The sequence below is a fragment of the Gordonia sihwensis NBRC 108236 genome (assembly GCF_000333035.1).
Taxonomy (GTDB): Bacteria; Actinomycetota; Actinomycetes; order Mycobacteriales; family Mycobacteriaceae; genus Gordonia; species Gordonia sihwensis.
The window spans coordinates 64,185-89,072 of the sequence record NZ_BANU01000027.1 but is presented as its reverse complement, the minus strand read 5'-3'; the positions used below and the strand labels follow the sequence as shown (position 1 = coordinate 89,072).

The window sequence follows — 24,888 nt, the reverse complement described above, 5'->3', positions numbered from 1 at the left end:
GGCGAGGAGCCACGGGCTGCGGGCCGCTCTGACCCGGTACCACCGGGCGCGGCGGAACCCGGCGCGGCGGTACCGGCGGTGCACCGATCGGGCGGCGCGCGGTCGCCGGGGCGGTGGGAGCGGGTCCCTGTGGCCGTGCAGCGGGCGTCGCACCGCCCGTCGTCGGTGCGATCGGCGTCCGCACCGGACGCGGCTGCGGTGCAGGCGGTGCGGTCTGCGGTCGTGCCGACGGGGCTGCCTGCGGTCGTGGGCGCTGATCCGGGCTCACCTGGCGGACGCCGCCGAGTCCGAGCTTCCACGAGCCGGTGTCGGGGCCGGAGCCGCGGCGGTCGGTGCGCGCGGCGGACGGCGCGACCACCTCGTCGTCGACGAGTTCGTCGAGCGTGCTGTCGGCGGTGGGCTGGGGTCCGCTGTCGGACTCACCCGGCGTCTCGTGCCGCGAGAGCGCGCGGCGGGGCCCCGTCGGCTCGGCCCGTCCGGCCACTGGACGTTCGGCCACTCCGGCCGGTACCCGCATCGCGGTGGTCGGTGCCTCCGCCGCGGCCACGACACCGCCCGAGGTGCCCGCGGGCACCGCGTCGAAGTAGTCGGGGCGCTTCTGGCTCGGGTCGTCCTCGAGGATGGTCTCGCCGAGGCCGATCTTCTGCTGCAGTCGTTGCATCCAGCGCGGCGACCACCAGCAGTCGTCGCCGAGCAACTTCATGATCGACGGCACCAGCAGCATGCGGATCACCGTCGCGTCGAGGATCAGCGCTGCGATCATGCCGTAGGCGATGTACTTCATCATGACGATGTCCGACAGGCCGAACGCGCCGGTGACCACCACCAGGATGGCCGCGGCCGCGGTGATGATGCGGCCGGTGTGCGCGGTGCCCACCCGGATCGCCTCGGTGGTCGACGCGCCCTGCTGCCGGGCCTCGACCATGCGGGAGAGCAGGAAGATCTCGTAGTCGGTCGACAGGCCGTAGATGATCGCGATGATCAGAACCAGCACCGGCGCGAAGAGCGGCCCGGGAGTGAAGTTCGCGATCGACGAGCCGTGACCGTCGATGAAGATCCACGTCAGGATCCCGAGCGTGGAGCCCAGACCCAGCGCGGTCATCAGCGCCGCCTTGATCGGCAGGATGACCGAACCGAACGCCAGGAACATCAGCAGGCCGGTGACCAGGACCAGCAGGATGGCCATCCACGGGAGCAGCTTGATCAGCGCGTCGATGGAGTCCTGGGTCAGGGTCGGGGTGCCGGCGACGTAGACGGTCATGCCCTGGTCGTCGATCTCGCGGAGCTTCTTGATCGCCTCGGGTGCGGTGTTGCGGTCCACCAGACCGGCCGACATCTGCGTCACGCCGAGCCCGGTCTCGTCGTCGCCGTACACGCCTTCGAGGGCTCCGCCGTCGGCCGTGGGCGAGAACTGCTTGGTGAACCCGGGGATCTGGTTGGCCTCGTCGGCGATCCGCTGAATCTTGCCCGCCGCGTCGTCGGTGTTCTGGTCGTAGGTGACGATCAGCTTGAGGTCTTCGGTGCGCTCGGTCGGGAAGTACTTGTCGAAGTCCTCCTGCGCGACGCGGTTCGCGTTGTCGGGCGGGAGATAGGCCTCGGTCATGCCGCCGAATTGGATGTTGCCGAACGGGATGATCAGCGCCAGCAGCAGCAGGACCGTGGGTGCCGCGGTCTTGACCGGGTGCTGCATCACCCATCCGGACAGGCGGCCCCAGAATCCGGCCTCGATCTCTTCGCGCGTCTTGGTCCGACGCAGGAAGGGCAGGCTCAGCGCGTCGATCCGGCGGCCCAGGATCGCCAGGATCGCCGGGAGGACGGTGATCGACAGGATGGCGGCCAGACCGACCGACGCGATCGCCCCGTACGCCACGGATTTCAGGAAGGCCTGCGGGAACATCAGGAGACAGGCCAGCGCGGCGACGATGATGGTCGCCGAGAACACCACGGTCTGGCCCGCGGTCATCACGGTTCTTCGGACCGCGGCTTTGACCGTGTATCCCTCGGCCAGTTCCTCTCTGAATCTGCTGACGATGAACAGGCCGTAGTCGATCGCGATGCCCAGACCGATCAGCGTGACCACCGACTGGGCGAAGATGTTCAACTCGGTGAGCTGCGCCAGCACCTTCATGATGCCGAGGGAGCCGGCGATCGTCAGACCGCCGATGAAGACCGGCAGCACGGCCGCCACCACGCCGCCGAAGACGAACAGGAGCATGATCGCCACCACCGGTAGCGCGATCACCTCGGCGCGCGAGATGTCGTCTTCCATACCCTTGCTCATCGCGGCCGCGATCGGTTGCAGACCGGCCAGCTGAAACTTGGTTCCCGGTAGGTCGTACCGGTCGGCGAGCCCGTCGAAGAACGGCTCGATGGTCTTGTAGTTGTTCAGGATCGTGGTGTCGTCGTCACCCGCGACGCCGATGGACACGAAACCGTGTTTTCGGTCGGCCGTCCACATCCGGGACTGCTTGATCTCGGCAGCGGTCTGACCGGCGCCCGCGTCGGCCTTCTCGAACGGATCGATGATGCCCGCGTGCCCGTCGCCGGACTCCCGGCTGACGATGTCCGGATGCTCCTTGACCAGGTCGTCGACGATGTTCTCGATCTTGGCGCTGAACGCCGGATCGTCGACCTTGGTCCCCGCAGGCGGCGTGATCAGCAGGATCACGTCGGACTTGTGGTCTCGCCCGAGGGCGGTGTCGGCGATGACGGATCCCTGGGCCGACTCCGAGCCCGGGTCGAACCATCCGCTCTGGGACAGGTACTGCGGCAGGTTGATGCCGTACAGCCCCAGACCGCCCATCAATGCGACGAGGACGGCGATGACGGTATAGCGCATTCGGTAGACGAATGAGCCGATGGATCCGAACACGCCGGTGTCCTTCCTACTTGCGGGTACCGAAAGTGCGATTCTCGCAGCCTAAACTGAGAAAACCTGCGCACGGCTTCAGGTCTCTGAAGACCTGTCTACTTGAGCAACGCCGTGAGGGGACGGAACGGGGTGAGCCAGGCGCCCTCGTCCGGCAGCGAGTCGAGACTGATCCGCGGCAGCGGTTCGCGGAACACGCCGGGGATCTCCTCGAGATCGATGAACTCGATCTCTTCGCAGGTCAACGCCCAGCTCGCATGCTCCCGGAAACCGATGACGGTGACCGGCACACCTTCGGCCGCGATCTCCAGCAGCGGTTCCCGGAAGGCCTGGCCGTCGGCTGAGGCGACGATCACACCGGCGAGGCCGGGTGTATGACGTCGCACCTGGATGTGGTCGAGCATGTCGGCGTCGACGTCGCTGTCCTCGGTCAGCTTCGGCTTGGCGAACACCGCGTAACCGACGTTCCGCAGCGCCTCCACCCACGGGCGCACCACGTCGGCGCTGCCGGGCACGATGTTGGTGAAGACGGTGGCTTCGGGCTCGACCTCGGCGTGCAGACTCGCCGCCAGAGCGGCGTTCCGCTTGAGAATCCAGCGGCCCAGGGCGTCGAACCGCGGCCGGTGCGCGGCGGTCGGGCGGCCGCCGAGGATTCCTCCGAGACCCATGTCCATATTCGGGGCGTCCCACACCAGCAGCAGTCGGCGAGCACTGCTCGCGCCGGAGATCGTCTCCGCGAACTCGGGGCTCATGCGTCGTCCTCCCTGGTCTCCGTGCGCGTGGGTTTGGGATGCGGCTTCACGTAGACGAACTCGTTGACCTCTCGGCCCTCCTCCTGGGCGCGGCCCTCGAACTTGGTGGTCGGGCGGTCGAGCAGAATCGGCGAGTCGAAGGTCAGCGGCACCACATGCGGCCGGTCCGGACGCTGCGTCGCCAGCAGTTCGGCGATCCACAGCGCGTAATCGGCGTGATCGGTCGCGATGTGCAGGACGCCGCCGGGCTTGAGTCGATCGGCGATCAGTTCGATTGTGCCCGACTGCAGGAAACGCCGCTTGTGATGGCGCGACTTGGGCCACGGGTCAGGGAAGAACACGCGGACGCCGGCGAGGGTGTCGGGACCGATGAGCTCGGAGAGGACGACGGTCGCATCGCCGCGGACCATGCGGACGTTGGTCAGTCCGGCTCGGTCGACGAGGCCGACCAACTGCGCGAGCCCGGGCTGATACACCTCCACGGCCACGACGTCGGCGTCCGGCTCGGCCTCGGCCATCGCCGCGGTCGAGATGCCCGTGCCGCTGCCGACCTCGACGATGAGGGGAGCCTGCCGTCCGAACCACTCCGCCGCCTCGAGCGGTGGCTCGTCCGCGCGGTCGGGTCCGGTGCGCAGGTCGCGCCCCAGCCGGGGCCACAGAGTCTCCCAATTGCGCTGCTGTCCGGGGGTCAGAGTCCCGCGCCGGAACCGGAAGCTGGTGACTCTCGGGTAGAGGCGGGAGCGGTCGGTGTCGGGCGCCGATCCATCGGCGGCGTCGGTGTTCACCGTTCCATGGTGTCCTATTTACGGTGCTCGCTCACAACGGACACCCCGATCAGCCGCCTCGGGCCGCCCGATTCCGGCGACCGCCGCACAATGTCGGACCTGCGGGGTAGGTTCAGTGCACGCAGACACCTTGGGGGAGGTGGACGGGGTGGAACTCATTCTCAGCGGCCTCGCATTCGACGGGCCGGATTTCGCACGCACACCATTGGTGGTCGACGTCTCCGGGGCGCCCGGCGCGGGCAGTTCGACGATGGCCGCCGCGCTCGCCGCTCGCTTCGGAGTGGTCGCCAGACCGGTCGGTCAGGACCGGGGAGACGGTCCGGATCACGACCGGCGCCTCGACGACCCCGCGGATCTGCTGATCCGGGTCATCGGCGCACAGGCGCGCGCCTGTGATCGCGCCGCGATCCGGGCAGCGGAGGTGCCGGTGGTCGTCGTCGCCGCGAAGGCCGACACCCGGCCCGACGCCGACCGGCTCGCCGCGAACGCGAGCGAGGATCTCGCCTGTCCGGTGCATCCGGTGTCCGCACTGCCGGCCGCGGCGCGGATCACTTCAGCTGACGTGGACGTCCTGCGGTCGTGGGCGGCCGCCGGGGTCCGCGTTCCCGAGTCCGCGGCGGCGTTCGCCGCAGCCGCGCCCGACCAGGGCTCCGCAGCGCGGCTCCTCGCATTGCTCGGTCGCGCCGGCCTCGTGGAGTCGCTGGCCGCCGTATCGACCGACCCCGACCTGGACGCGCAGGCGCTGGCGGTGCGGCTGCGGCAGGCGAGCGGTCTGGACGCGCTGGTCGCGCCGATCGCCGCCGCATCCGCGGAGATCGCGCGCGGCCGCCGGGTGCGCAGACTCTCGGGACTGCGCCTGCATGCGGCCCGCGGCTTCGACCGCGTCGCGGTCGAACGGCGTCTGGCGGGGGAGCGGGTCCGATGACTCTGCTGATCGCCGGAACCGCCGGAGCCGACCCGGCGGGACTCGCCGCCGCACTGGCGGCCGCCGGGCTGCGGGAGGAGATCCTCGTCGCGGGCAGCCCCGCCGATGCCGCGTCGCAGGCCGCGCGGGCGCGGACGGCCGTGCTGGCGATCGACTCGTCGATGCCGGCGTGCGAAGAAGAAGACCTGCTGCTGGCCGAACTCGCCGCGGCGGGCCTGCCGACGGCACTCGTGGCATGTCGCGTCGACGCCTTCCCGGCATGGCCGAAAGCGCTGGCCGAGACGCGGCGCCGCCTGGATCCGCAGCGCGGACTTCCGGTGTTCGCGACCTCCGCGGCGCTCGCGAGCGCGTCCGGTTCCGCGTCGGGTGTCCCGGAACTGGCACGCTGGTGCCGCGATCGGGCCGACGGTGAAGCCGTTCCCCGGGCTCCCGCGCGGGCCGAGAGCGGACAGGCCGAGAGCGGACAGAGGGCGCAGCCGCCCTCGGAGTCGGTCGCGCTGATCCGTGCCGATCGGCTCGCCGGACTGCGAGCGGGCATCGTCGCCTCCAGGGCGGAGGCGATCGAATCGTTGCGGGCCGCGACGTCCGATGTGCATCGCTGCGTGCCGGACGCCAGCGCCGCTCCCGGTTTCACCGACTGGCTGCCGTCGTTGCTCGACGCGCTCGAACACCGGGTGATGGACCACTTCGCGCAGCGGCTCGATCAGGTACGGGCAGCGGCCGTCGGCGGACTGGCCGGCGGCTCGTCTCCGCCGTCTCCGCCCGAGCCGTTCGGGAACGGCACGCGGGTCGTGCCTCGACCGCAGGGCGGTCGCCGCACCGAGGACGTCATGGTGCTGCTCCTCGGCGCATCGATGGGTTTCGGAATCGGCCGGATGGTGATCGCGCCGACCCTGCAGTGGGCCGGACTGGGCATCGCCGGGACCGTGCTCACCCTCCTGGGCGGCGTCGCGCTCGCCGCATGGGTGGTGTCCGTCCGCCGCGCATCCGCCGATCGCGCGCGGCTGGAACGGTGGGCCGCTGAGGTGATCGCGTCGAGGCGGCTCGGCATGGAACACCGCATCGGCACCAGGGCCGGCGCGGCCGAAGCTCAGTTCACGAGAGAGGTATGGAACCGGACGCGACCCGCTCGCGTCTGATGGAACCGATGGACGAATTGACCGGAGGACTCGCCGGAGACAGTGAGGATGGTCTCATCTCCCCGGAGGGAGGGGTGCACCACCCGTCCGGCTTCGGTGTGATGTCCGACGCTGAGAACTCGCCGGGTGTCGATGTTCACGACCACCTGTGGTGGTACTCGGACGGTGCCCTGTGGGACCTCGGGCCCGCGGAGTTCGATGCGAACGGAGACGGTGTCCGTGACTCGCTGACCTGCGAGGTCGATGGTTCCCCGGCGATCGTCGCCGATACCGACGGGGACGGGCGAGTGGACCGGGTGTCCGTTCTGCGAACAGATTGCCGAGTCGATGCGGGGGCGTTGGGCGAGCATGACGCCGAGTGGAGTCCGACGACGCTGGGCCGACTCGAATAGCCGCTGGTCGCGATGCCCGGGGGTTCGGTCCACGGCGTATGGGGCGTATCCTGGGGCCAGTATGCGTTCGCACAGCCACTGCGCGCAGGCACCCGTGAGTTTTCGATGAGGAGATCCGCATGACCGCTGCGACAATTCCGGGCGTCGAGCCCGGGAGCGCCCCTACCAAGCACGCCGGGCTCATCGCCTGGGTGGCCGAGGTTGCCGAATTGACGCAGCCCGACCGAGTTGTCTGGTCGGATGGCAGCGACGAGGAGTGGGATCGCCTCACTGCGCAACTCGTCGAGTCCGGCACCATCACCAAGCTGAACGACGAGCGCAAGCCCAACTCGTATCTGGCGCTCTCGGACCCCGCGGACGTCGCCCGCGTCGAATCTCGCACCTTCATCTGCAGCAAGACCGAAGAAGCCGCAGGCCCCACCAACAACTGGGTGGAGCCCTCCGAGATGCGTGCGACCATGACGGAGCTGTACCGCGGCTGCATGCGCGGACGCACCATGTACGTCATCCCGTTCTGCATGGGTCCCCTCGGATCGGACGATCCCAAGCTCGGCATCGAGATCACCGACTCCGAGTACGTCGTGCTGTCGATGCGCGTGATGACCCGCGTCGGCCCCAAGGTGCTCGAGGCGCTCGGTGAGGACGGCTTCTTCGTCCAGGGCCTGCACTCGGTGGGCGCCCCGCTGGAGCCGGGACAGACCGACGTGCCGTGGCCCTGCAACACCGAGAAGTACATCGTCCACTTCCCCGAGGACCGGGTGATCTGGTCCTACGGCTCGGGCTACGGCGGCAACGCGCTGCTGGGCAAGAAGTGCTACGCGCTGCGCATCGCCTCGGCGATGGCGCACGACGAGGGCTGGCTGGCCGAGCACATGCTGATCCTGAAGCTGATCAGCCCCGAGGACAAGGTCTACTACGTCGCCGCGGCGTTCCCGTCGGCGTGCGGCAAGACCAACCTCGCGATGATCCACCCCACTCTCGACGGATGGCGTGCGGAGACCGTGGGCGACGACATCGCCTGGATGCGCTTCGGCGAGGACGGCCGGCTGTACGCGGTGAATCCGGAGTTCGGCTTCTTCGGCGTCGCACCGGGCACCAGCTACGACTCGAACCCGACGGCGATGAAGACCGTCGAGGCAGGCAACACGATCTACACCAACGTCGCGCGCACCGACGACGGCGACGTGTGGTGGGAGGGCATCGGCGGCGAGACCCCGGCGCACCTGATCGACTGGAAGGGCAACGACTGGACCCCCGAGTCCGGGACCAACGCCGCCCACCCGAACTCGCGCTACTGCACCCCGATGTCGCAGTGCCCGACGCTGGCTCCCGAGTGGGACGACCCGCAGGGCGTGCCGATCTCGGCGATCCTCTTCGGCGGTCGCCGGAAGACCACCGTGCCGCTGGTCACCCAGGCCCGCGACTGGGAGCACGCGGTCTTCATGGGCGCGACCGTCGGTTCCGAGCAGACCGCCGCGGCCGAGGGCAAGGTGGGCACCGTCCGCCGCGATCCGATGGCGATGCTGCCGTTCCTCGGCTACCACGTCGGTGACTACTTCAAGCACTGGCTGAACATCGGCCGCAAGGAGGGCGCGCAGCTCCCCGCGGTGTTCTACGTCAACTGGTTCCGCCGCGGCGAGGACGGCCGCTTCCTGTGGCCGGGCTTCGGCGAGAACAGCCGCGTCCTGAAGTGGATGGTCGATCGCATCGAGGGCAACGTCGAGGGCGTCGAGACCCCGATCGGCATCGTCGCGGCGCCGGGCGAGCTCGATCTCACCGGACTGGACGTCTCCGAGGCCGATCTCGCCGAGGCACTCGCGGTGAACGCCGACGAATGGCGCGACGAACTGCCGACCATCGAGGAGTGGTTCGAGTTCGTCGAGGACGGCAAGGACAAGCTCCCCGCCGAGCTCGCCGACCAGCTCAAGCACCTGCGCGATCGCCTGGGCTGACGCTCAGAGTCCGCTGACGAGAGGCCCGACCGGTTCGCCCGGTCGGGCCTCTCGTCGCAGCGGTCGGCCCCGGGAAACGCGGCCGGGACCGCCGTTCACTCCGGCGGGACGAACACCCAGGGTGTGCGAACCAGCGTGGACGGGTCGAATCGCTCCGCCAGAACGCTCAACGTGACCGGTTCACCGGCGGCGGCCAGTCCCAGCGACTCCGCCATCATCGACAGCGCCGATGCCGCGTCCACCCCGTGGCCGGCGAGATCGGTCAGGGTGACGGCGCCGTCGCGCTTCGCGAGGCGGGCCCCGGAGCGGTTGAGGACCATCGGCACGTGGGCGTATTCGGGCGGGCGGTGACCGAGCAGAGTCGCGAGGAAGGCCTGCCGGGGTGCGGAGCTGAGCAGATCGTCGCCGCGGACCACCTGGTCGACACCCGTGGCCGCGTCGTCGACCACCACCGCCAGGTTGTACGCCGGGGTTCCGTCGTTCCGGACCAGGACGAAGTCGTCGACGTCGCCGGTGAACTCGCCGTACAGCAGGTCGTGGACGGTGAACGACGAGACCTCGGCGCGCAGGCGGATCGCGGCGGGCCGCTCCGACCGTCGTTGCGCGCGCTGCGCCTCGCTGAGGTCGCGGCACGTTCCGGGGTAAGCGCCCTGCGGCGCGTGCGGTGCGCTCGGCGCTTCGAGGATCTCCCGGCGAGTGCAGTAGCACTCGAACGTGCGTCCGGCGGCCACCAATTCGTCGACCACGGCGCGGTACTCCTCGAGCCGCTGTGACTGGTAGACGACAGGCTCGTCCCAGCTGAGGCCGAGCGCCGCGAGATCCCGCAGCTGCCGGACGTCCGATCCCGGCCGGACGCGGTCGAGGTCTTCCATCCGGATCGCGAAACCGCGGCCCGTGGCATGGGCGAACAACCATGCCAGGACCGCGGTGCGCAGGTTTCCGATGTGCAGATCGCCCGACGGCGACGGTGCGAAGCGGCCCGCGGGGCTCGGCGGCAGCATGTCTACACGGTAGTGTCGACCGCCGCCGTCGTCTCCGCCCGGTACCCCGGCCTCGTGCTCTCCGGCCGGACCAGGAAGAGCGCCGCGACCACACCGACTATCAGGATCGATGCGGGCAGCAGCATCGACTGCGCCATGGCGGTGGAGAACGGCGCCACCAGGAAGTCCGGCAGTTGCCCGACGCCCACCGAGCCGGTGTCGCCCGCGCCGGGCACGTTGGCCTCCAGCCGGGACTGCATGCCGGCGGCGATGGCGGCCGACCCGATCACCGACCCGATCTGTCGGGTGGTGTTGTAGATGCCGGCTCCGGCGCCGGCCTGCCGCGGCGGGAGATTGCGGGTGGCGGTGGTCGCCAGCGGTCCCCACATGCCGGCGTTGGCGATGCCCATCAGCGCGGCGGGCAGCAGGAACATCGGAATGGCGGTGTCCGCGTTCATCATCGACGCATACCAGAACAGCGAGACGCTGTAGAGGCCGAGGCCGGGTACCAGCAGGAATCGGGGATCGGTCCGGTCGAGGAGCTTGCCGGCGAGCGGGGCGAGCACCCCGGCGAGGACGGCCATCGGAATCAGCAGCAGCGCCGACTTCGTGGGGCTCAGTCCGCGTGCCACCTGGACGTAGAACATCATCGGGAGCGTCATACTCGTGACCGCGAAGCCGACGACGGCGATGCCGAGGTTGGAGATGGAGAAGTTCCGGTCGCGGAACAGTGCCAGCGGAACCAGCGGTTCGCTCGCGGTGCGGGATTGCTGCCAGAGGAACAGCGCCATGATCGCCACACCGCCGATCACCATCGTCCACACCCAGGCGGCCCAGTCGTACTTCTCGCCCTCCTGGAGACCGAAGACGATGAGGAAGAGGCCGATCGTGCTGATCGTCACGCCGACGACGTCGAACCGGTGCTGGTGGGTCTCGAGTCGGGGAACCAAGCGCCACGCCGCGGCGAAGCCGATGACGCCCACCGGGACGTTGATGATGAAGATCCACTCCCAACCGGCGTGATCGACCAGCAGACCGCCGGCCAGCGGGCCGACGAGCATCGCCACACCCGCCACCGAACCCCACAGACCCATCGCCGCGCCGCGCTGATGCGCCGGGAACGTCCTGGTGATCACGGCCATGGTCTGCGGGGTGATCATCGCGGCGCCGAGACCCTGGACGGCGCGGAACGCGACGAGCATGGCCAGGGAGTTCGACAGACCGCAGCCCAGTGACGACAGGGTGAAGACGGTGATGCCGATGAGGTAGAGATTGCGGGGACCGAAGCGGTCGCCCATCCGCCCGGTGATCAGCAGCGGCACGGCGTAGGCGAGCAGGTAGGCGCTGGTGACCCAGACGACGTTGTCGAGATTGTCGGTGTCGGGGTCGAGCGCCTCTTTGATGGCCGGATTCGCGACCGACACGATGGTCGTGTCGACGAGGACCATGAAGAAGCCGATCACCAGTGCCCACAGTGCGGGCCACGGGCTCCGCTGCGAGTCGGCGGTGCCGGACGAGACTGTCATTTCGAGTCCTTCGAGTCGGTGCGGAGCACGGGTGTCGGTGATGTCGCGGAGTCGACGCCCCACGCGTAGTCGGGATCGGCGAGGCGTTGGAGCAGGCGGTCGGTCCAGCGGAGATCGGTCTCGATCAGATCGGCCTGACGATCCACTTCGATGAGGAACTGCGGTTGCACACCGCGGCCGGTGGCATCGCTCAGGCCTCGGCGGTGGACCTCGAGATCGGCGGCGAGCCCCTCGCGCCGCAGCGTCAGGAGAGCGATCACCTCGTCGCGGTCGAGGTTGTGGGCCTCGGCGAGGGCGACCCGGAATTGCGCCGTGCGGTCGTTCCGGGGCAGCTCTCGGCGAACCCACTCGGTGACGGCGTCGCGCCCGGCGTCGGTGAGTCGGTACGTGGTCCGCTCGGGGCGGTTGCCCTCGCGGTCCACTCCGACTTCGACCAGGAGTTCTTGCTGATTCAGCCGGTCCACGGTGTGGTACAGCGTGCCGTTCGTGATCGACACCATGCGGTCGTCGCGCCGTTGCCTGAGCAGGCGGACCATCTCGTACGGGTGCATGGCGCCCTCGCGCAGCAGCGCGAGGACCATCACACCGAGCGGCGTGAGCCGCGGTTGTTCAGCCGACATCGAATGCTCCAGATCAATTAGTCCATGTGGACTATATGACGCTGGGTGGTCTCGGTCAATCGGATGGTGTGGGCGGTGGAGGCTGTCTCGACGGTTCGACTAGCCGGGTGGGCGGCGCAGGGGACTCGTACGGGTGACGGCTCTGCTCTCGAGGCGGCCGGTGAAGTACTGCCTCCCCTCGGGGCCGACCACGGTCACCTCGTACCAGCTGCCGTGCACGCGCGTTGCGGTGACGTCACGCCCGTCGACCGACAGGCGCCCGCGGTCGTGGTCGGGCATCACCTGCGCCGACGATCCTCCCGGGCGGAGGGACAGATCGCGCAGGAAGCGGTCGGGACCGGTGACGACGACCCGTCGCGCGCGCTGAGGAAGAGGGACCCGGCGGCGTCCGAGCACCGTGTGATGAGCGGCGTCGCCGTCTGCGAAGACGCCGAAGACGGCGGCGCGACGGCCCGTGTTCACCAGTTCCAGGACACCGTCGACCACGTTCGCAGACAGCCGGTACGGCGTGGGCAGCGCCGTGGCGGTTCCGGTCTCCTGCGTCGGAGCGGCGCCGCCCGGCCGAGCCGTCCAGCGGCGACGGAAAGGTGGCGGCGGTGCGGGCTGTGCCGGAACCCGCAGTCCGTCGGTGCGGCCGAAATCGAAGGTCGACACCAGATCTCCGCACACCGCGCGGCGCCAGGCGGAGATGTTGGGGCAGCGCACGCCGGTGACCGCCTCCATCAGCCGGATCACCGACGTGTGGTCGAAGACCTCGGAGCAGACCCGGCCGCCCACGGTCCACGGGGACACGATGGTCATCGGCACCCGGAATCCGAGCCCCATCGGCTTTCCCTCCCACCACTCGTCGGCCTCCCCGACCGGCGGCAGCGGCGGAACCACGTGATCGAAGTAGCCGTCGAACTCGTCGTAGTTGAGCAGCACCACCGTCTTGCGCCACACCTCCGGGTTCGACGCCAGCGCGTCGAGCAGTCGGTAGGTGATGCCCGCCGACTGGACCGGCGATGAACTGCGGGGGTGTTCGGAGTCGGCCTCGGAGGTGACGATCCACGACACCGCCGGGAGTCGCCCGCTCTCGACGTCCCGGCGGAAGCGCGGGACCAGAGTGCCCGGTTCGCTGCGATACAGCGCGCGATCGTAGAGCTCTGCGGCCTGTTCGCCGAGGCCGCGGGCGGCCCGATGCACCGCCCGCGCCCGGGAGCGTTGATCCGCCGACGGGACCACGTTGCCGTGCGCGCCCTTGGTCCCGGTCTCGATCAGCAGAGTGTAGAAGCCGGTGAGATCCACTCCGGGTTGTCCGGCGCGCGCCACGGCGTCGCGTCCTATGCCTCGGAAGTGCGCGAAGAAGTCGAGGTTGTTGTCGGTGAAGTTGTCCCATTCCTGGTACACGCGCCAGTCGACGCCCTCGCGGTGCAGCGACTCGGCGTACGTCTCCCAGGTGAGACCGGGATGGACGGGTGCGTACATCTCGTTGCCCACCGACCTCGCGCCCCACGGTTCGAATCCGCTGGTGCCGGAGAACAGGTAGTTGCGGTTGGTGCCGGTCCCGGTCGGCGACGATGCGAAGTAGCCGTCGCACACGGTGAACGTCTCGGCCAGCGCGTGGTGGAACGGGATGTCGCGGCGGTCGTAGCAGGCCATCGTGGCCTTGCCCTTCGCCGCGACCCAGCCGTCGCACCGCCCGCCGGCCAGGGCCTGCTGTCCGTCGGCCCACTCGTGAGGCAGAGATGCGAGGTACTCCACCGACAGGGAGCCGCGATTGGCGGCCTCGCGGGCGAGGAACGGGTGGACGCCGCTCTGCAGGAAGACCCCCGGCTTCGCCGAATTGTCGGCGAAGCCGCGGACCCCGCGCATCGTCCCGAAATAGTGGTCGAAGGAACGGTTCTCCTGCATCAGGACGACGATGTGCTCGACATCCTCGAGCGATCCCGCAGGCCGGTCCTGTGCCGCTGCCGACACCAACGAAGGAGGAAGAAGCGTTGCGGCGCTTGCGATTCCGGCCGCGCTCGCGGTCAGGCCCAGGAAGTGCCTGCGGGAGTACTCGGAGATCCGTTCGGGAGGAGTCGCCATGAGTGCGCAAGTGTATCGCCCGGCGTCTCCTCCCGGCTCCCGTTACGGGAGCACGGCACTACCGTGCCTGCGACAGCCGTTCGGCGACGATCAGCCGGGCGGCGTCGCCGCAGGTGATCTTCTTCGACGCCGCGGTGTCCAGGACGTGGCCCGCACGGTCGCGCAGCGCCTCCACCTTCTCCTGGGCGCGGTCGCGGGTCCAGTTCTGCTGCTCGCCGAAGGCCTGGATCACGCCGCCCGCGTTGGCGATGTAGTCGGGAACCCAGGTGACGCCGCGTGCGCCGAGAACCTGCTCAACCGACGGGCTGGTCAGCTGGTTGTTCGCCGCGCCGCAGATGATCGCCGCGGCGGTCTCGCCTGCGAGCGTCTCGGTGACGGTGCCGCCCATCGCGCACGGCGCGTACACGTCGAGCTGCGCCGAACGGACGTCGTCGACGATGCGCGCCTGCGGGAAGCGGGCGGCGAAGGCCTCGCGGGCGGGAGCGTACGGATCGGCCGCCAACACGGTCGCTCCGGCACCTGTCAGCAGGTCGGCCAGCTGGACGCCGACCTTGCCGACGCCCTCCACGCCGACCGTTCGGCCGGTGAGATCAGCCGAACCCCACACGCGTTCGGCGGCCGCCAGCAGTGAGTAGAAGACTCCGAGAGCCGTCATCGGCGCGGTGTCGCCCCAACCGCCGCCCGCGACGGTCTTCGACGCCACATACGAGGTGCCCTCGCCGATCAGGTCCATGTCGTCGGAGGTGGTGCCGACATCCCCGGCGGTGATGTAGCGCCCGCCGAGGGTGTCGACGAACCGGCCGTAGGCGCGGAGCAGATCCGGCGACTTGTGCACCGCGGGGTCGCCGATGATGACCGCCTTCCCGCCACCCAGGTCGAGTCCGGCCGCGGCCGATTTGAAGGTCATTCCGCGCGAGAGCCGCAACACGTCGCCGACCGCATCGGCTTCCGCGGCGTAGGGATACATGCGCGTTCCGCCGAGCGCCGGCCCGAGGGCGGTGTTGTGCACCGCGATGATCGCGCGCAGTCCGGTCTCGGCGTCGCGGCAGAACACCACTTGCTCGTGCGGGGGATCGATCGACATGTCCGGGTGCGAGAAGACGCTGGTCTGGGCGAGGACGCGAGTGGCTTCCGACGATGAGTGCGCAGTGGTCATGGTGGTTCCTCCGGGGCGGTTGAGACGGTCGGTTTCAGCGGATGGGGGTGGTGTCGACGCCGAGCTCGGCGAGACGGGCGCGATAGCGGTCGATGTTGCGGAGCTTGACGTCCTCGTAGCCGACCACCAGTTCGGGGGCGCGGGCCACGTCGACGGCGGCCGCGTACCGCTGCTCGTCGAACTGAGCGGCGGTGAGGCCGGCGACCAGGTCGGTCACCAGATCGCGGTAGTGCGCGAGCAGGCGGCGCTCGATCTTGCGCACCTCGGCGTAGCCGAACGGGTCGAGCTTGGTGCCGCGCAGGAACTTGCCCTTGGCGAGCACGCGGAGCGCGACGTGCGAGCGCGGACCGAGACCGATCTTCTTCTCGCGGCCCATGGCGCGCAGCACCGGCGGATGCAGCTTGTAGGTGAGGCCGGTGGCACCGGGGATCTCGGCGGCGACCGAGTCGATGAACGCCTGGTCGGTGAGCATGCGCGCCACCTCGTACTCGTCCTTGTAGGCGGTCAGGCGATGCAGGTTCTCGGCGACGGCGGCCGACAGCTCGGTGCTGTCGGTGACCGCCCGCTCACGCTGCCACACCAGCTCCACATCCCGGACGTACCGAGCGGCGGCCCGCTCTCCGGAGTGCGCCATCAGCTGCGCCGCGCGCCGCTGAACCAGTTCGAGGACGGTCCCGGTGAGCGTGGTGCGGGTGAACAGATGCGTGGGCACCACGGTGTCGCTGCGCGAGACCACCTCGGCGGCCGCGGTGGCCGCGGCGAACGCCTCCGGATCGGCGACGGCCACCCGGCCCCAGCGGAAGGCCGTCTGATTGGCCTTCACCGCGACGCCGTTGACCGCGATCGCCTCTTCGATCGAGGCGGCCGGGATCGGCAGGGCACCCGCCTGGTAGGCGGCGCCCACCAGCAGGAAGTTCGCCGCCGCGGTGTGGCCGAAGATCGCCTCGGCCGCGCTCAGCGCGTCGAACGAGACCACTCGTCGCGCGTGGTCGGAGACGCGGCGCAGCAGCGTGTCGTCCTCGGGGTAGGCGACGTTGCGGTCGTAGACCATCTCACCGGTCGCGACCGCGCTGGTGGAGGCCACCGTCAGGGTGCGCTCGGCGTCGCCGACGCCCACGTGCTTCGCGTCGGCGGCGGTGAGCAGATCGAACGCCAGGACGCAGTCGGCCGAGGCCGGGCTGATCCGGTTCGATCCCGCGCCGGCAGTCGTCCGGGCCGTTCCGTTGGACGCGGTGTCGTCACTGAGCCGCAGGTGCGAGGTGACCGGACCGGCCTTCTGACTCAGGCCGGTCTGGTCCAGGCCCTCCACGTGGAGCCCGGCGCGCAGGGCGGCGGTGCCGAGCACCTGGTTGACGGTCACGATGCCGGTGCCGCCGATACCCGCGAGGAAGATGTTGTGCGTGCCGCGCAGGGTGTCGACCTCGGGGTCGGCGACCGCCGGCGGCACCGGCGCCGGCTTGCTCGGCGCCTTCGCCCCCGCGCCGTCCTCGGGCAGTTCGACGGTGACGAACGACGGGCAGTCGCCGTCGAGGCAGCTGTAGTCGGTGTTGCAGCTGGTCTGGTCGATCCGGGTCTTGCGGCCGAACTCGGTGTCCACCGGCTGCACCGACAGGCAGTTCGACTTCACGCCGCAGTCGCCGCAGCCCTCGCAGACCGCCTCGTTGATGATGACGCGGGTGCGACGCGTCGGCAGGGTCCCGCGCTTGCGCTTGCGGCGCGCCTCGGCCGCGCACTGCTGGTCGTAGATCAGGACGGTGACGCCCTTGACCTCGCGCAGCAGTCGCTGGGCCTCGTCGAGCCGGTCGCGGTCCCACAGGAGCGTGCCCGCGGCGAGCGAGCCCTTCGGGTGGCGAGACGGATCCTCCGCGCACACGATGATCTTGGCGACGCCCTCGGCACGCAGCTTGTGCGTCAGCTGTCCGACGGTGAGACCGCCCTCGGCGTCCTGCGCGCCGGTCATCGCGACGGCCGCGTTGAACAGGATCTTGTACGTGATGTTGACCCCGGCGGCCACACACGCCTGGACCGCGAGCTGGCCGGAGTGGAAGTACGTGCCGTCGCCGACGTTCTGGAAGATGTGCTCGACGTCGGTGTACGGCGCTTGGCCGATCCACTGTGCGCCTTCGCCGCCCATCTGCGTGAGGCCGGTGACCTGGGAGTCGGTACGCGAACTCATGGTGACGAGGGTGTGGCAGCCGATGCCGCCACCCGCGAGGGAGCCGTCGGGCACCGCGGTGGAGCGGTTGTGCGGGCAGCCCGAGCAGAAGTAGGCCGTGCGCTTGGTGTCGAGGAGAGTCAGCTTCGGCGGTGCCGGCTTCGGCACGGTGATCGTGACGCGCCCGTCGAGCACCCGGCGCAGCGGCGCGAGCAGACGGGCGGCGGTGAGCTCGCCGTCGGCGGGCACCAGCGGCCGGCGGTCGGCGTCGCGCTTGCCGAGGATCCGGGGCGCGTCGGCTCGGCCGTAGAGGATGTCGATCACCTGGGACTCGACGAACGAGGTCTTGTCCTCGATCACGAGAACGCTCTCGACGCCGTCGGCCAGACGACGCACCTTCTCCGAGCCGAGCGGGTAGGGCATGCCCACGCGCAGGATGCGGATGCCGGCGTGGAGGAGGTCGTCCTCGGTGAGTCCGAGTTCGCCGAGTGCCTCGCGGACGGAGTCGTACGCGGTGCCGACGGCGACGATGCCGAGCCAGGCGTGCGCCGGATCGACCTCGATGCGGTCGATGTCGTTCGCGGTGGTCATCTTCTCGACCATCGCCCAGCGCGGGCCGTACAGGTCGGCCTCGGCCAGGACGCTGTCGGGCGGCGCCGCCATGACGCGCTGGCGGTACGTCCAGGGGCGGCCCTCCCACTCCAGGTCGGGAACCTCGATGTGCAGGTCCGCGAAGTCGCGGTTCAGGGTCCACAGGCCGTCGCACACATCGGCGACGAGCTTCATCGCAGGCCAGCAGCCGGAGGCGCGCGAGAGTTCGATGCCGAACATGCCGAACGAGATGATCTCCTCGGCGTTGCGCGGGAACAGGACCGGCATCGAGAGCGCGGCCAGGGAACGTTCACTGGCGGCCGGCACGGTGGACGATTTGGCGGCCGGGTCGTCGCCGACCATCGCCAGGGCGCCGCCCTTCGGGTGCGCGCCGTACATCGCGGCGTGGCGGAAGGCGTCACTCGCGCGGTCGAGACCGGGGCCCTTGCCGAACCACACGCCGACCACGCCGTCGTGGGTCCGCTTGCCCTTCGGCAGCTCCTGCTGGCTGCCCCAGACGGCGGTCGCGCCGAGTTCTTCGTTCAGGCCGGGGACGAACCGGATTCCGTGCCCGGCGAGATCGGGTACCTCGCCGAAGACCTTGTCGACCGCGGCCAGCGGGCTGCCCTGATAGCCGGAGACGAAGGCGGCGACGTCGCGGCCGGCGCGGCGCTCGCGTTCGTGGTTCTCGATCAGCATGCGTGCCACGGCCTGGACGCCCGTCAGCAGGACCGGTCCCGAATTGGGGCGGTACTTGTCTGCCAGATCGAACGTCGGTGCCTGCGGTTCGGCGACGGAGGTCATATGGGCCACCAATCTGTCGGTCCGCATCTGTGAGGCGGATCACCGGATGATGCTTAAATGGTGGCCATCGGGTGGCAAGGTGGTCAACTGATCGATCTGCAACTGGTAGATTTGTTCAGTTGGTGACGTGGATCTCAGTGAGAGGTGACGAATATGCTCAGCATCGACGAGCTCGACGTGGAGTTGTTGAAACTGCTCGAGCGGGATGCCCGCCAGGGCGTGGCGAGTCTGTCGACGACTCTCGGGATCTCGAGGAACACGGTGCAGTCGAGGATCCGGCGGCTCGAAGAAGGCGGCTTGATCGCCGGCTACCGTCCACAGATCGACCTGGCGCAGGCGGGTCTGGTGGTGCAGGCCTTCCTCGCGCTGGAGACCGAGCAGGGCAGCCTCACCAGAATCGCGCGCGAGGTCACCGAGATACCGCAGGTGATCGAGGTGCACACGGTGACCGGGCGGGAGGATCTGCTCGTGCGAGTCGCGACAGCCACTCAGCCCGAGCTGCTGGAGCTGATCGAGACCATCGTGGGGTACCCCGGCGTGATCCACTCCACCACCTGGCTCACCTTGACCGAGCCGCTGCCGCGCCGTGCGGTGCCGGCGCTGGCGGAGTTGGCGAAGGGGACGGGTTGGGGTCGATCGACTCCGCCGCGCGCAGGTGGGGGAGGATGAGACGATGCCGTTGGTTGAACACGATGAGCGAGACGCCCGTTCCTTCCTGGTGTTCTGGCTCTGTCGATTGATCGTCAAAACGCTCATGCGCATCATTCCGGCGACGCCCTCCACCCTCCGCCGGCTGGCGGTCCTCGATCAGTGGGCGGCGCGGAACGCCCGCCCGATCCGGGGCGTCGTCGTGACGCCGGAGACGATCGCCGAGGTTCGCGTCGAGCGCATCACGCCGGACGGGATCGAGGATTCGCGGATCGCCGTGCTGTACACGCACGGCGGCGCGTTCCTCGCGGGCGGCCTCGACACCCACCGGCCGATCGCCGCCGCGATCGCGCGGGCGGTCGGAGCGCCGGTGGTCAACGTCGCCTACCGGCAGTGCGCCGAAGTCGGCGTGGGCACGTCGGTGCGCGACGGCTATGCGGTGTACCGCGAACTGCGGCGGTCGGGCGAGTTCGATGCCGTGGTGGTCGCGGGCGACTCGGCGGGCGGCTACATCGCGGCCAAGATCGTCGAGTACGCCGCGCGGGACGGCCTCGCCTGCCCCGACGCGTACGTCGGGCTGTCGCCGCTGCTCAACCTCTCGCCGGGCGCCGATCGGACGAGCCGTCACGACGCGATGCTGCCGATCAAGAAGATCGAGAAGCTGCGACAGTTCTACGACCAGGGCCCGGAGGTGCTGGACGGCGAGCTGAACGTGACGCTCGACGCGGTGGCGCGGCTGTTCCCGCCCGCGATCGTCGTCTGCGGTCGCGGCGAGGCGCTGCAGAAGGACGCGATGGACCTGTGCGCCGCCCTCGACCGCGCCGGGGTGACCAACGAACTCCACCTGTACGCCGGTCAGATCCACGCCTTCCCCGCCGCGGTCCCCGGTTCGGCGCAGACCAGGGACGCTGTGGCCAGGGTGGCGGAGTTCGTCCGGCGAGCAGTGGGCGCCGGGCGGGAACGCGCCGACATCGCCTGAGCCGTGCCGCCGACGGCCGGGGTGATTGCCAACCACCGGTTGCTCGGCGACGATGAACGGGTGGACCTCCCGGTGAACCCGCCCGTGCAACCGATGCTGGCCAAGGCGGTCACCGCCGTGCCCGACCAACCCGGCGGCGAGCCGGTGTGGTCGTACGAACCCAAGTGGGACGGCTTCCGGGCCTTGATCTTCCGGGACGGAGACGAGGTCGTGATGTCCTCGCGGGGCGGCAAGGATCTGGCCCGCTATTTTCCGGAGCTGGTCGACGCGGCGCATGCGGTGCTTCCCGAGCGGGTGGTCCTCGACGGCGAGGTCGCCGTCGCCCGGCCCATCGGCGGGGTGAACCGGCTCGACTGGGATTCGCTCTCGCAACGCATCCACCCCGCGGCGTCGCGCGTGGCGAGACTGGCGGAGGAGACACCGGCCGTGTTCATCGGCTTCGACGCCCTGGCCACCGACTCGATGGACCTGACGGCGGAGCGATTCGAGGTCCGGCGCAGCGCGCTGCTGGACGCCGCTGCCGAATCCGGAGACGACCGCATCCAGGTCAGCCGCGTCACCCGGGACTCGGCGGTCGCGACCGACTGGTTCACCGCGTTCGAGGGCGCCGGGCTCGACGGCGTCGTGGGCAAGCGGCTCGACGGCGTCTACGTCCCGGGGAAACGGGAGATGGTCAAGGTCAAGCACAAGCGCACCGCCGACTGCGTGGTGATCGGGTATCGCATTCACAAGTCGGGCACCGGACTCGGGTCGATGCTGCTCGGGCTGTACGCCGAGGGGGAACTGCGGATGGTCGGCGGTTCCAGTGCGTTCTCCGACAAGAAGCGGATCGAACTGCAGGAGATGCTCGAGCCGATGCGGCTCGATCCGGATCGCGTCGCACAAGGCGAGGTGAGCCGCTGGCGCGCGGCCGGCAGCGGCGAGTGGATTCCGATCCGGCCGGAGCTGGTGGCCGAGTTCGCCTACGACCAGATGGAGAATCAGCGATTCCGGCACACGGTGAAGTTCCTCCGGTGGCGCCCCGACCGGGAACCGGAGAGCTGTGGCTACGACCAGCTCGACGTGCCCCTGACCTACGACGTCTTCGACGTTCTCGTGACCGGAGGACAGTGACATGCCGAAACCGAAGCCGGTCCTGCTCGACGTCGACGGGGTCGAGGTGAAGCTGAGCAACCCCGACAAGATCTACTTCCCCGAACTGGGCGAGCACGGCGGTCGCAAGGCCGATCTCGTCGACTATTACCGGAGCGTGGCGCTCGCCGGACCGCTGTTGGGCGCGATCGGCGGGCGCCCGACCTTCCTGCAGCGCTTCCCGGACGGCGTGGACGGTGAGCAGATCTATCAGAAGCACCTGCCGAAGCATCACCCCGATCATGTGCAGTCCACGCGAATCGTGTTCCCGTCCAAGCGGACCGGCGATGCCTTCTGCCCCCGGATCCCGGCCGACGTCGTATGGGCCGCCAACCTCGGGACTGTCACATTCCACACCTGGCCGACGATGGCGCCCGACAACGACCATCCCGATCAGCTTCGGATCGACCTCGATCCGCCGGACGGCAAGGGTTTCGACGACGTCCGCCGGGTGGCGCTCGATCTGGTCAGACCGTTGCTCGACGATCTCGGGATGACCGGGTACGTGAAGACCTCGGGCAGTCGCGGGGTGCACGTCTTCGTACCGATCCGCCCGGAGTGGGATTTCATCGCCACGCGGCGCGCGGTGATCGCGTTCGGTCGCGAACTGGAACGGCGCGACCCCGCCGCCGTGACCCTGTCGTGGTGGAAGGAGGAGCGCGGCGACCGCATCTTCATCGACTACAACCAGAACGCGCGCGACCGGTCGATGGCCTCGCCCTACTCGGTGCGCAAGTCCGCGCGCGCCCGCGTCTCCGCACCGGTGACGTGGGAGGAGTTGGTCGACGTCGATCCCGATGATCTCACCGTCGCCACCGTCCCGGCTCTGGTGGAGCGGCGCGGCGATCCGTGGTCGGGCATCGACGAGCACCACTCGGGGCTCGAGCGCCTGCTCGAGATGGTCGAGCGCGACGAGGCGAACGGTCTCGGCGACATGGTCTACCCGCCGAACTACCCGAAGATGCCGGGCGAACCGCCGCGCGTCCAGCCGAGCAAGAAGGTGGCCGAGCATTGGGATGAGGCGGGGAACCGGGTGGAGTGACCGGCAGTCGGAGCAGCGCTCACGCGAACTCCTCGGCCCTGCGCTTCAGCAGGGCGCGCGGCGAGTATCCGGTCAGTTCGGTGAACTCCCGTGACATGTGGGCCTGGTCGGCGTAACCGCACGATGCGGCCACGTCCACGGCCCGGTGCCCGGACTCCAGCCGTGCGCGGGCGGTCTCGAATCGGGTGAGGCGGGCCGCCTGTTTGGGGCCGATGCCGAACTCTGCGTTGAACATCGCGGTGAGGTGTCGCGCCGACCAGCCCGACGATTCGACCAGTTCGGAAACGGTGACATCACCGCGGCGGCGAGCGATCACCTCCCAGACCGACAACGCGTCCGACCGCGGTGTGTCCTCGGAGACCGTCTCGGCGAGCATCGCGGCGCACACCGCGCCCCGCTCGCCTGCCGGAGTCTGCGCGAGTCGTTCGTGCAGTAGGCGGGCGAACGCGGTGTCGATTTGTGACAGTTCCACCATCTGCCCGGCCAGCTCGCCGGCGGGCATCCCGAGCAGTGCGCGTACCGCCGCCGGCGAGAGGTCGAGCTGCACGCCGCGTTGGACGCCGTTGTGGTGGATCGTGACCGGTCGCAGGTGGATCCCGGCGATACAGCACCGGAAGGTGGTGGTGACCGGGCTGTCGCCGGAACTGAGGACGAGGCCGTCGGCGAGGTCGACGACCAGGGTGGCGCTGGTGCCGGGCAGCCCCAGGTGCTCGCCTGGAGCGCTGCCCGTCACGTCGTAGGGGACGATCCCGACGCCGGTCAGCCCGCGTAGGTTCCGAAGCTCCATGTGTTCCCCTCCGGGTCGGCGACGGAGAACCCTCGTGATCCATAGTCCTCCTCCGCCATGTCGCGGACCAGTCGCGCACCGATCGCCGTCGCCTTCGCGTACACGGCGTCGGGGTCGGTGACGACCACGTAGAGGGAGGCCGATCCGACCGGAGTGGAGAACGTCGTGTCCTTCTTGCACGCGGAGTGGACCATGACCCGTCCTCCGTCGGGCCAGAGCATCTCCGAATGCAGGACCTCGCCGTCGCCGTCGCCCTCCACGAGGATTCCGGGTTCGAAGCCGATGGATTCGAGCCATTCGCGCAGTGCGACGGGGTCGTCGGAGGTGATGCCTGCCCAGATGTTGGTGTCTTTTCTCTCGTTCATGTCTCCAGTGTCGGCCCGTGCGTCGCCGCGTTCTTGAAGAAATCGGCACGCGGTGCAGTCTCGGTCGCGGGACTTAAGCCCCATTCGACCGGAAGTGGACATAGGTTAGGCTCGGCTCATGAACAAGCTCCTTCGGGTGGCCGTGCTGTTCGCCGCCGGCCTGACGGCACTGTCGCTGACCGCATTCTGCGTAGGGACTGCCGACGCCAAGACGTGGAAGCCCGCCATCGAGGTGTTCCTCGCCGACGGGGTCACCCCGGCCGGCGCGACGCGACTGCACCCCGGCGATCAGGTGGTCGTCAAGGGCACCGGCTTCGATCCGCGCGCCAACACCTCCGGTCTTCCGGTTCCGGTCCCGCCGGGCGTGCCGCACGGGACGTTCGTGACCTTCGGTGCGTTCGCGCCGGATTGGCGGCCGTCGCAGGGAGCTCCCGAATCGTCGCGGACCACCGTCCGAGCCCAGACCAAGTGGGTGCTCTCGCGCGACGCGCTCGACCGGGTGCCCGACGTTCCGTTCGACATGCGCCGCACCGTCCGGCAGCAGTGGGTGCCGCTGAGCCGCAGCGGCGAGTTCACCGCCCGCATCACGCTGGCCACGCCGAAGACCTCGCCGGCCGGCGGCCGCTGGGGCATCTACACCTTCGGCGCTGCGGACGCGGTGAACGCGGCCCAGGAGCTGTCGGTGCCGCTCGACTATTCGACGCAGCCGGGCCCGAACACGCCTCAGCCCGCACCGAAGAACCTGGTGTGGGCGTATTCGCCGAGCTTCGCGCAGACCGTCCGCGGCACCACCTCGGGTGCGCTGTCGGGGAGCGGCGGCGCGGGGGTGGACGACGCGGGAGCGATGTTGTTCGCGCTCGCCGAGAACACGGTCCGCAACGGGCGGGGAGAACTGCGGTACCGCGGAACCGTCGTCGCGTCCACGAAGTTCCACCTGCTCGAGATCGCGCTCGCCGATCCGATCATCCGTGTCGACGGCACCCGCGCGGTGCTGAGCATGCGCACGTCCACCACCGACATGAACGGTGACGACGTTCTGCGGCGTGTCGATGTCGCCGATCTGACGCTCACGCGGTCGCAGGTGGAGCGGCTCTCGCGCGGTGAGGACGTCACGGCGATCGCCGCCGCCTTCCGCTCGGGGATCACTCCCGTCTCCCTCGCCGCGCTGTCGCTGGGGCAGGCGTCGCCGGTGACCGTGCGGTTCTGACGGCGGATCGGCG

General features: G+C 69.5%; 20 protein-coding genes. 9 read left to right on the top strand and 11 right to left on the bottom strand.

Annotated elements, in window-relative coordinates; translation table 11 throughout:
* The 3 genes from GSI01S_RS14940 to trmB form a co-directional block, all read right to left on the bottom strand.
* Positions 1–2,872 (bottom strand): MMPL family transporter (locus tag GSI01S_RS14940; RefSeq protein ID WP_006897433.1); only part of this gene is annotated, 2,872 nt, incomplete at its 3' end.
* Between the two features lie 95 nt (positions 2,873–2,967).
* Entirely contained in the window at positions 2,968–3,621 is a 654-nt protein-coding gene (locus tag GSI01S_RS14935; RefSeq protein ID WP_006897432.1) for an NYN domain-containing protein, read from the bottom strand.
* On the bottom strand, positions 3,618–4,406 hold the full coding sequence (gene trmB, locus GSI01S_RS14930) for a tRNA (guanosine(46)-N7)-methyltransferase TrmB (protein WP_006897431.1): 789 nt from the start codon (positions 4,404–4,406) through the stop codon (positions 3,618–3,620). The genes GSI01S_RS14935 and trmB overlap by 4 nt, the downstream gene beginning before the upstream one ends.
* A 148-nt stretch (positions 4,407–4,554) precedes the next feature.
* Between trmB and GSI01S_RS14925 the strand changes: the two genes are divergently transcribed.
* The 4 genes from GSI01S_RS14925 (at position 4,555) to GSI01S_RS14910 (ending at position 8,814) form a co-directional block, all read left to right on the top strand.
* Positions 4,555–5,331, top strand: a complete 777-nt coding sequence (locus GSI01S_RS14925; protein WP_233500139.1) for a hypothetical protein — start codon at positions 4,555–4,557, stop codon at positions 5,329–5,331.
* On the top strand, positions 5,328–6,470 hold the full coding sequence (locus tag GSI01S_RS14920) for a hypothetical protein (RefSeq protein WP_006897429.1): 1,143 nt from the start codon (positions 5,328–5,330) through the stop codon (positions 6,468–6,470). The genes GSI01S_RS14925 and GSI01S_RS14920 overlap by 4 nt, the downstream gene beginning before the upstream one ends.
* Before the next feature lie 8 nt (positions 6,471–6,478).
* Entirely contained in the window at positions 6,479–6,862 is a 384-nt protein-coding gene (locus GSI01S_RS14915; RefSeq protein ID WP_233500140.1) for a DUF6802 family protein, read from the top strand.
* A 119-nt stretch (positions 6,863–6,981) separates the two neighbouring features.
* Entirely contained in the window at positions 6,982–8,814 is a 1,833-nt protein-coding gene (locus GSI01S_RS14910) for a phosphoenolpyruvate carboxykinase (GTP) (RefSeq protein WP_006897427.1), read from the top strand.
* Positions 8,815–8,909: 95 nt separating this feature from the next.
* Here the strand turns inward: GSI01S_RS14910 and gluQRS are convergent, their stop codons facing one another.
* The 6 genes from gluQRS to GSI01S_RS14880 form a co-directional block, all read right to left on the bottom strand.
* Entirely contained in the window at positions 8,910–9,815 is a 906-nt protein-coding gene (gluQRS, locus tag GSI01S_RS14905; protein ID WP_006897426.1) for a tRNA glutamyl-Q(34) synthetase GluQRS, read from the bottom strand.
* A 2-nt stretch (positions 9,816–9,817) separates the two neighbouring features.
* Positions 9,818–11,320 carry a DHA2 family efflux MFS transporter permease subunit gene (locus GSI01S_RS14900; RefSeq protein WP_006897425.1) on the bottom strand — a complete coding sequence of 501 codons (1,503 nt, stop codon included), beginning with the start codon at positions 11,318–11,320 and terminating at the stop codon, positions 9,818–9,820.
* On the bottom strand, positions 11,317–11,940 hold the full coding sequence (locus GSI01S_RS14895; RefSeq protein WP_006897424.1) for a PadR family transcriptional regulator: 624 nt from the start codon (positions 11,938–11,940) through the stop codon (positions 11,317–11,319). The genes GSI01S_RS14900 and GSI01S_RS14895 overlap by 4 nt, the downstream gene beginning before the upstream one ends.
* A gap of 99 nt (positions 11,941–12,039) precedes the next feature.
* Entirely contained in the window at positions 12,040–14,010 is a 1,971-nt protein-coding gene (locus GSI01S_RS14890) for an alkaline phosphatase family protein (RefSeq protein ID WP_006897423.1), read from the bottom strand.
* A 58-nt stretch (positions 14,011–14,068) separates the two neighbouring features.
* Complete coding sequence (locus GSI01S_RS14885) at positions 14,069–15,166, bottom strand: Glu/Leu/Phe/Val family dehydrogenase (protein ID WP_006897422.1); 1,098 nt, start codon at positions 15,164–15,166, stop codon at positions 14,069–14,071.
* A gap of 34 nt (positions 15,167–15,200) precedes the next feature.
* A complete protein-coding gene (locus GSI01S_RS14880; protein ID WP_039867785.1) occupies positions 15,201–18,716 on the bottom strand; it encodes an indolepyruvate ferredoxin oxidoreductase family protein in 3,516 nt (1,171 codons plus the stop codon).
* Between the two features lie 153 nt (positions 18,717–18,869).
* Here GSI01S_RS14880 and GSI01S_RS14875 point away from each other — a divergent pair, with 153 nt between their 5' ends.
* The 4 genes from GSI01S_RS14875 to GSI01S_RS14860 are packed head-to-tail and all read left to right on the top strand — an operon-like array spanning position 18,870 to position 22,516.
* Complete coding sequence (locus GSI01S_RS14875) at positions 18,870–19,385, top strand: Lrp/AsnC family transcriptional regulator (protein ID WP_006897420.1); 516 nt, start codon at positions 18,870–18,872, stop codon at positions 19,383–19,385.
* Positions 19,386–19,389: 4 nt separating this feature from the next.
* On the top strand, positions 19,390–20,343 hold the full coding sequence (locus tag GSI01S_RS14870; protein WP_006897419.1) for an alpha/beta hydrolase: 954 nt from the start codon (positions 19,390–19,392) through the stop codon (positions 20,341–20,343).
* A gap of 60 nt (positions 20,344–20,403) precedes the next feature.
* Positions 20,404–21,456, top strand: coding sequence for an ATP-dependent DNA ligase (locus GSI01S_RS14865; RefSeq protein WP_006897418.1), 1,053 nt, complete (start codon positions 20,404–20,406; stop codon positions 21,454–21,456).
* Between the two features lies 1 nt (position 21,457).
* Complete coding sequence (locus GSI01S_RS14860) at positions 21,458–22,516, top strand: DNA polymerase domain-containing protein (RefSeq protein WP_006897417.1); 1,059 nt, start codon at positions 21,458–21,460, stop codon at positions 22,514–22,516.
* 19 nt (positions 22,517–22,535) lie between these two features.
* Here the strand turns inward: GSI01S_RS14860 and GSI01S_RS14855 are convergent, their stop codons facing one another.
* Together GSI01S_RS14855 and GSI01S_RS14850 are read right to left on the bottom strand one after the other, a co-directional pair.
* Positions 22,536–23,303 carry a helix-turn-helix domain-containing protein gene (locus GSI01S_RS14855; RefSeq protein ID WP_006897416.1) on the bottom strand — a complete coding sequence of 256 codons (768 nt, stop codon included), beginning with the start codon at positions 23,301–23,303 and terminating at the stop codon, positions 22,536–22,538.
* Positions 23,276–23,668, bottom strand: coding sequence for a VOC family protein (locus tag GSI01S_RS14850; protein ID WP_006897415.1), 393 nt, complete (start codon positions 23,666–23,668; stop codon positions 23,276–23,278). Before GSI01S_RS14850 ends, GSI01S_RS14855 begins: the two co-directional genes overlap by 28 nt.
* Positions 23,669–23,786: 118 nt before the next feature.
* On the opposite strand from GSI01S_RS14850, the gene GSI01S_RS14845 reads away from it, so the two are divergent.
* Entirely contained in the window at positions 23,787–24,875 is a 1,089-nt protein-coding gene (locus GSI01S_RS14845; protein ID WP_006897414.1) for an HtaA domain-containing protein, read from the top strand.
* Positions 24,876–24,888 lie beyond the last annotated feature (13 nt).

Coding starts and splice junctions, on each gene's coding strand:
- GSI01S_RS14845 (WP_006897414.1), top strand. CDS start 23,787: ATGAACAAGCTCCTTCGGGTGGCCGTGCTGTTCGCCGCCGGCCTGACG.
- GSI01S_RS14910 (WP_006897427.1), top strand. CDS start 6,982: ATGACCGCTGCGACAATTCCGGGCGTCGAGCCCGGGAGCGCCCCTACC.
- GSI01S_RS14855 (WP_006897416.1), bottom strand. CDS start 23,303: ATGGAGCTTCGGAACCTACGCGGGCTGACCGGCGTCGGGATCGTCCCC.
- GSI01S_RS14900 (WP_006897425.1), bottom strand. CDS start 11,320: ATGACAGTCTCGTCCGGCACCGCCGACTCGCAGCGGAGCCCGTGGCCC.
- GSI01S_RS14915 (WP_233500140.1), top strand. CDS start 6,479: ATGGACGAATTGACCGGAGGACTCGCCGGAGACAGTGAGGATGGTCTC.
- GSI01S_RS14920 (WP_006897429.1), top strand. CDS start 5,328: ATGACTCTGCTGATCGCCGGAACCGCCGGAGCCGACCCGGCGGGACTC.
- GSI01S_RS14875 (WP_006897420.1), top strand. CDS start 18,870: ATGCTCAGCATCGACGAGCTCGACGTGGAGTTGTTGAAACTGCTCGAG.
- GSI01S_RS14895 (WP_006897424.1), bottom strand. CDS start 11,940: ATGTCGGCTGAACAACCGCGGCTCACGCCGCTCGGTGTGATGGTCCTC.
- GSI01S_RS14870 (WP_006897419.1), top strand. CDS start 19,390: ATGCCGTTGGTTGAACACGATGAGCGAGACGCCCGTTCCTTCCTGGTG.
- GSI01S_RS14850 (WP_006897415.1), bottom strand. CDS start 23,668: ATGAACGAGAGAAAAGACACCAACATCTGGGCAGGCATCACCTCCGAC.
- GSI01S_RS14885 (WP_006897422.1), bottom strand. CDS start 15,166: ATGACCACTGCGCACTCATCGTCGGAAGCCACTCGCGTCCTCGCCCAG.
- GSI01S_RS14860 (WP_006897417.1), top strand. CDS start 21,458: ATGCCGAAACCGAAGCCGGTCCTGCTCGACGTCGACGGGGTCGAGGTG.
- gluQRS (WP_006897426.1), bottom strand. CDS start 9,815: ATGCTGCCGCCGAGCCCCGCGGGCCGCTTCGCACCGTCGCCGTCGGGC.
- GSI01S_RS14890 (WP_006897423.1), bottom strand. CDS start 14,010: ATGGCGACTCCTCCCGAACGGATCTCCGAGTACTCCCGCAGGCACTTC.
- GSI01S_RS14880 (WP_039867785.1), bottom strand. CDS start 18,716: ATGACCTCCGTCGCCGAACCGCAGGCACCGACGTTCGATCTGGCAGAC.
- GSI01S_RS14935 (WP_006897432.1), bottom strand. CDS start 3,621: ATGAGCCCCGAGTTCGCGGAGACGATCTCCGGCGCGAGCAGTGCTCGC.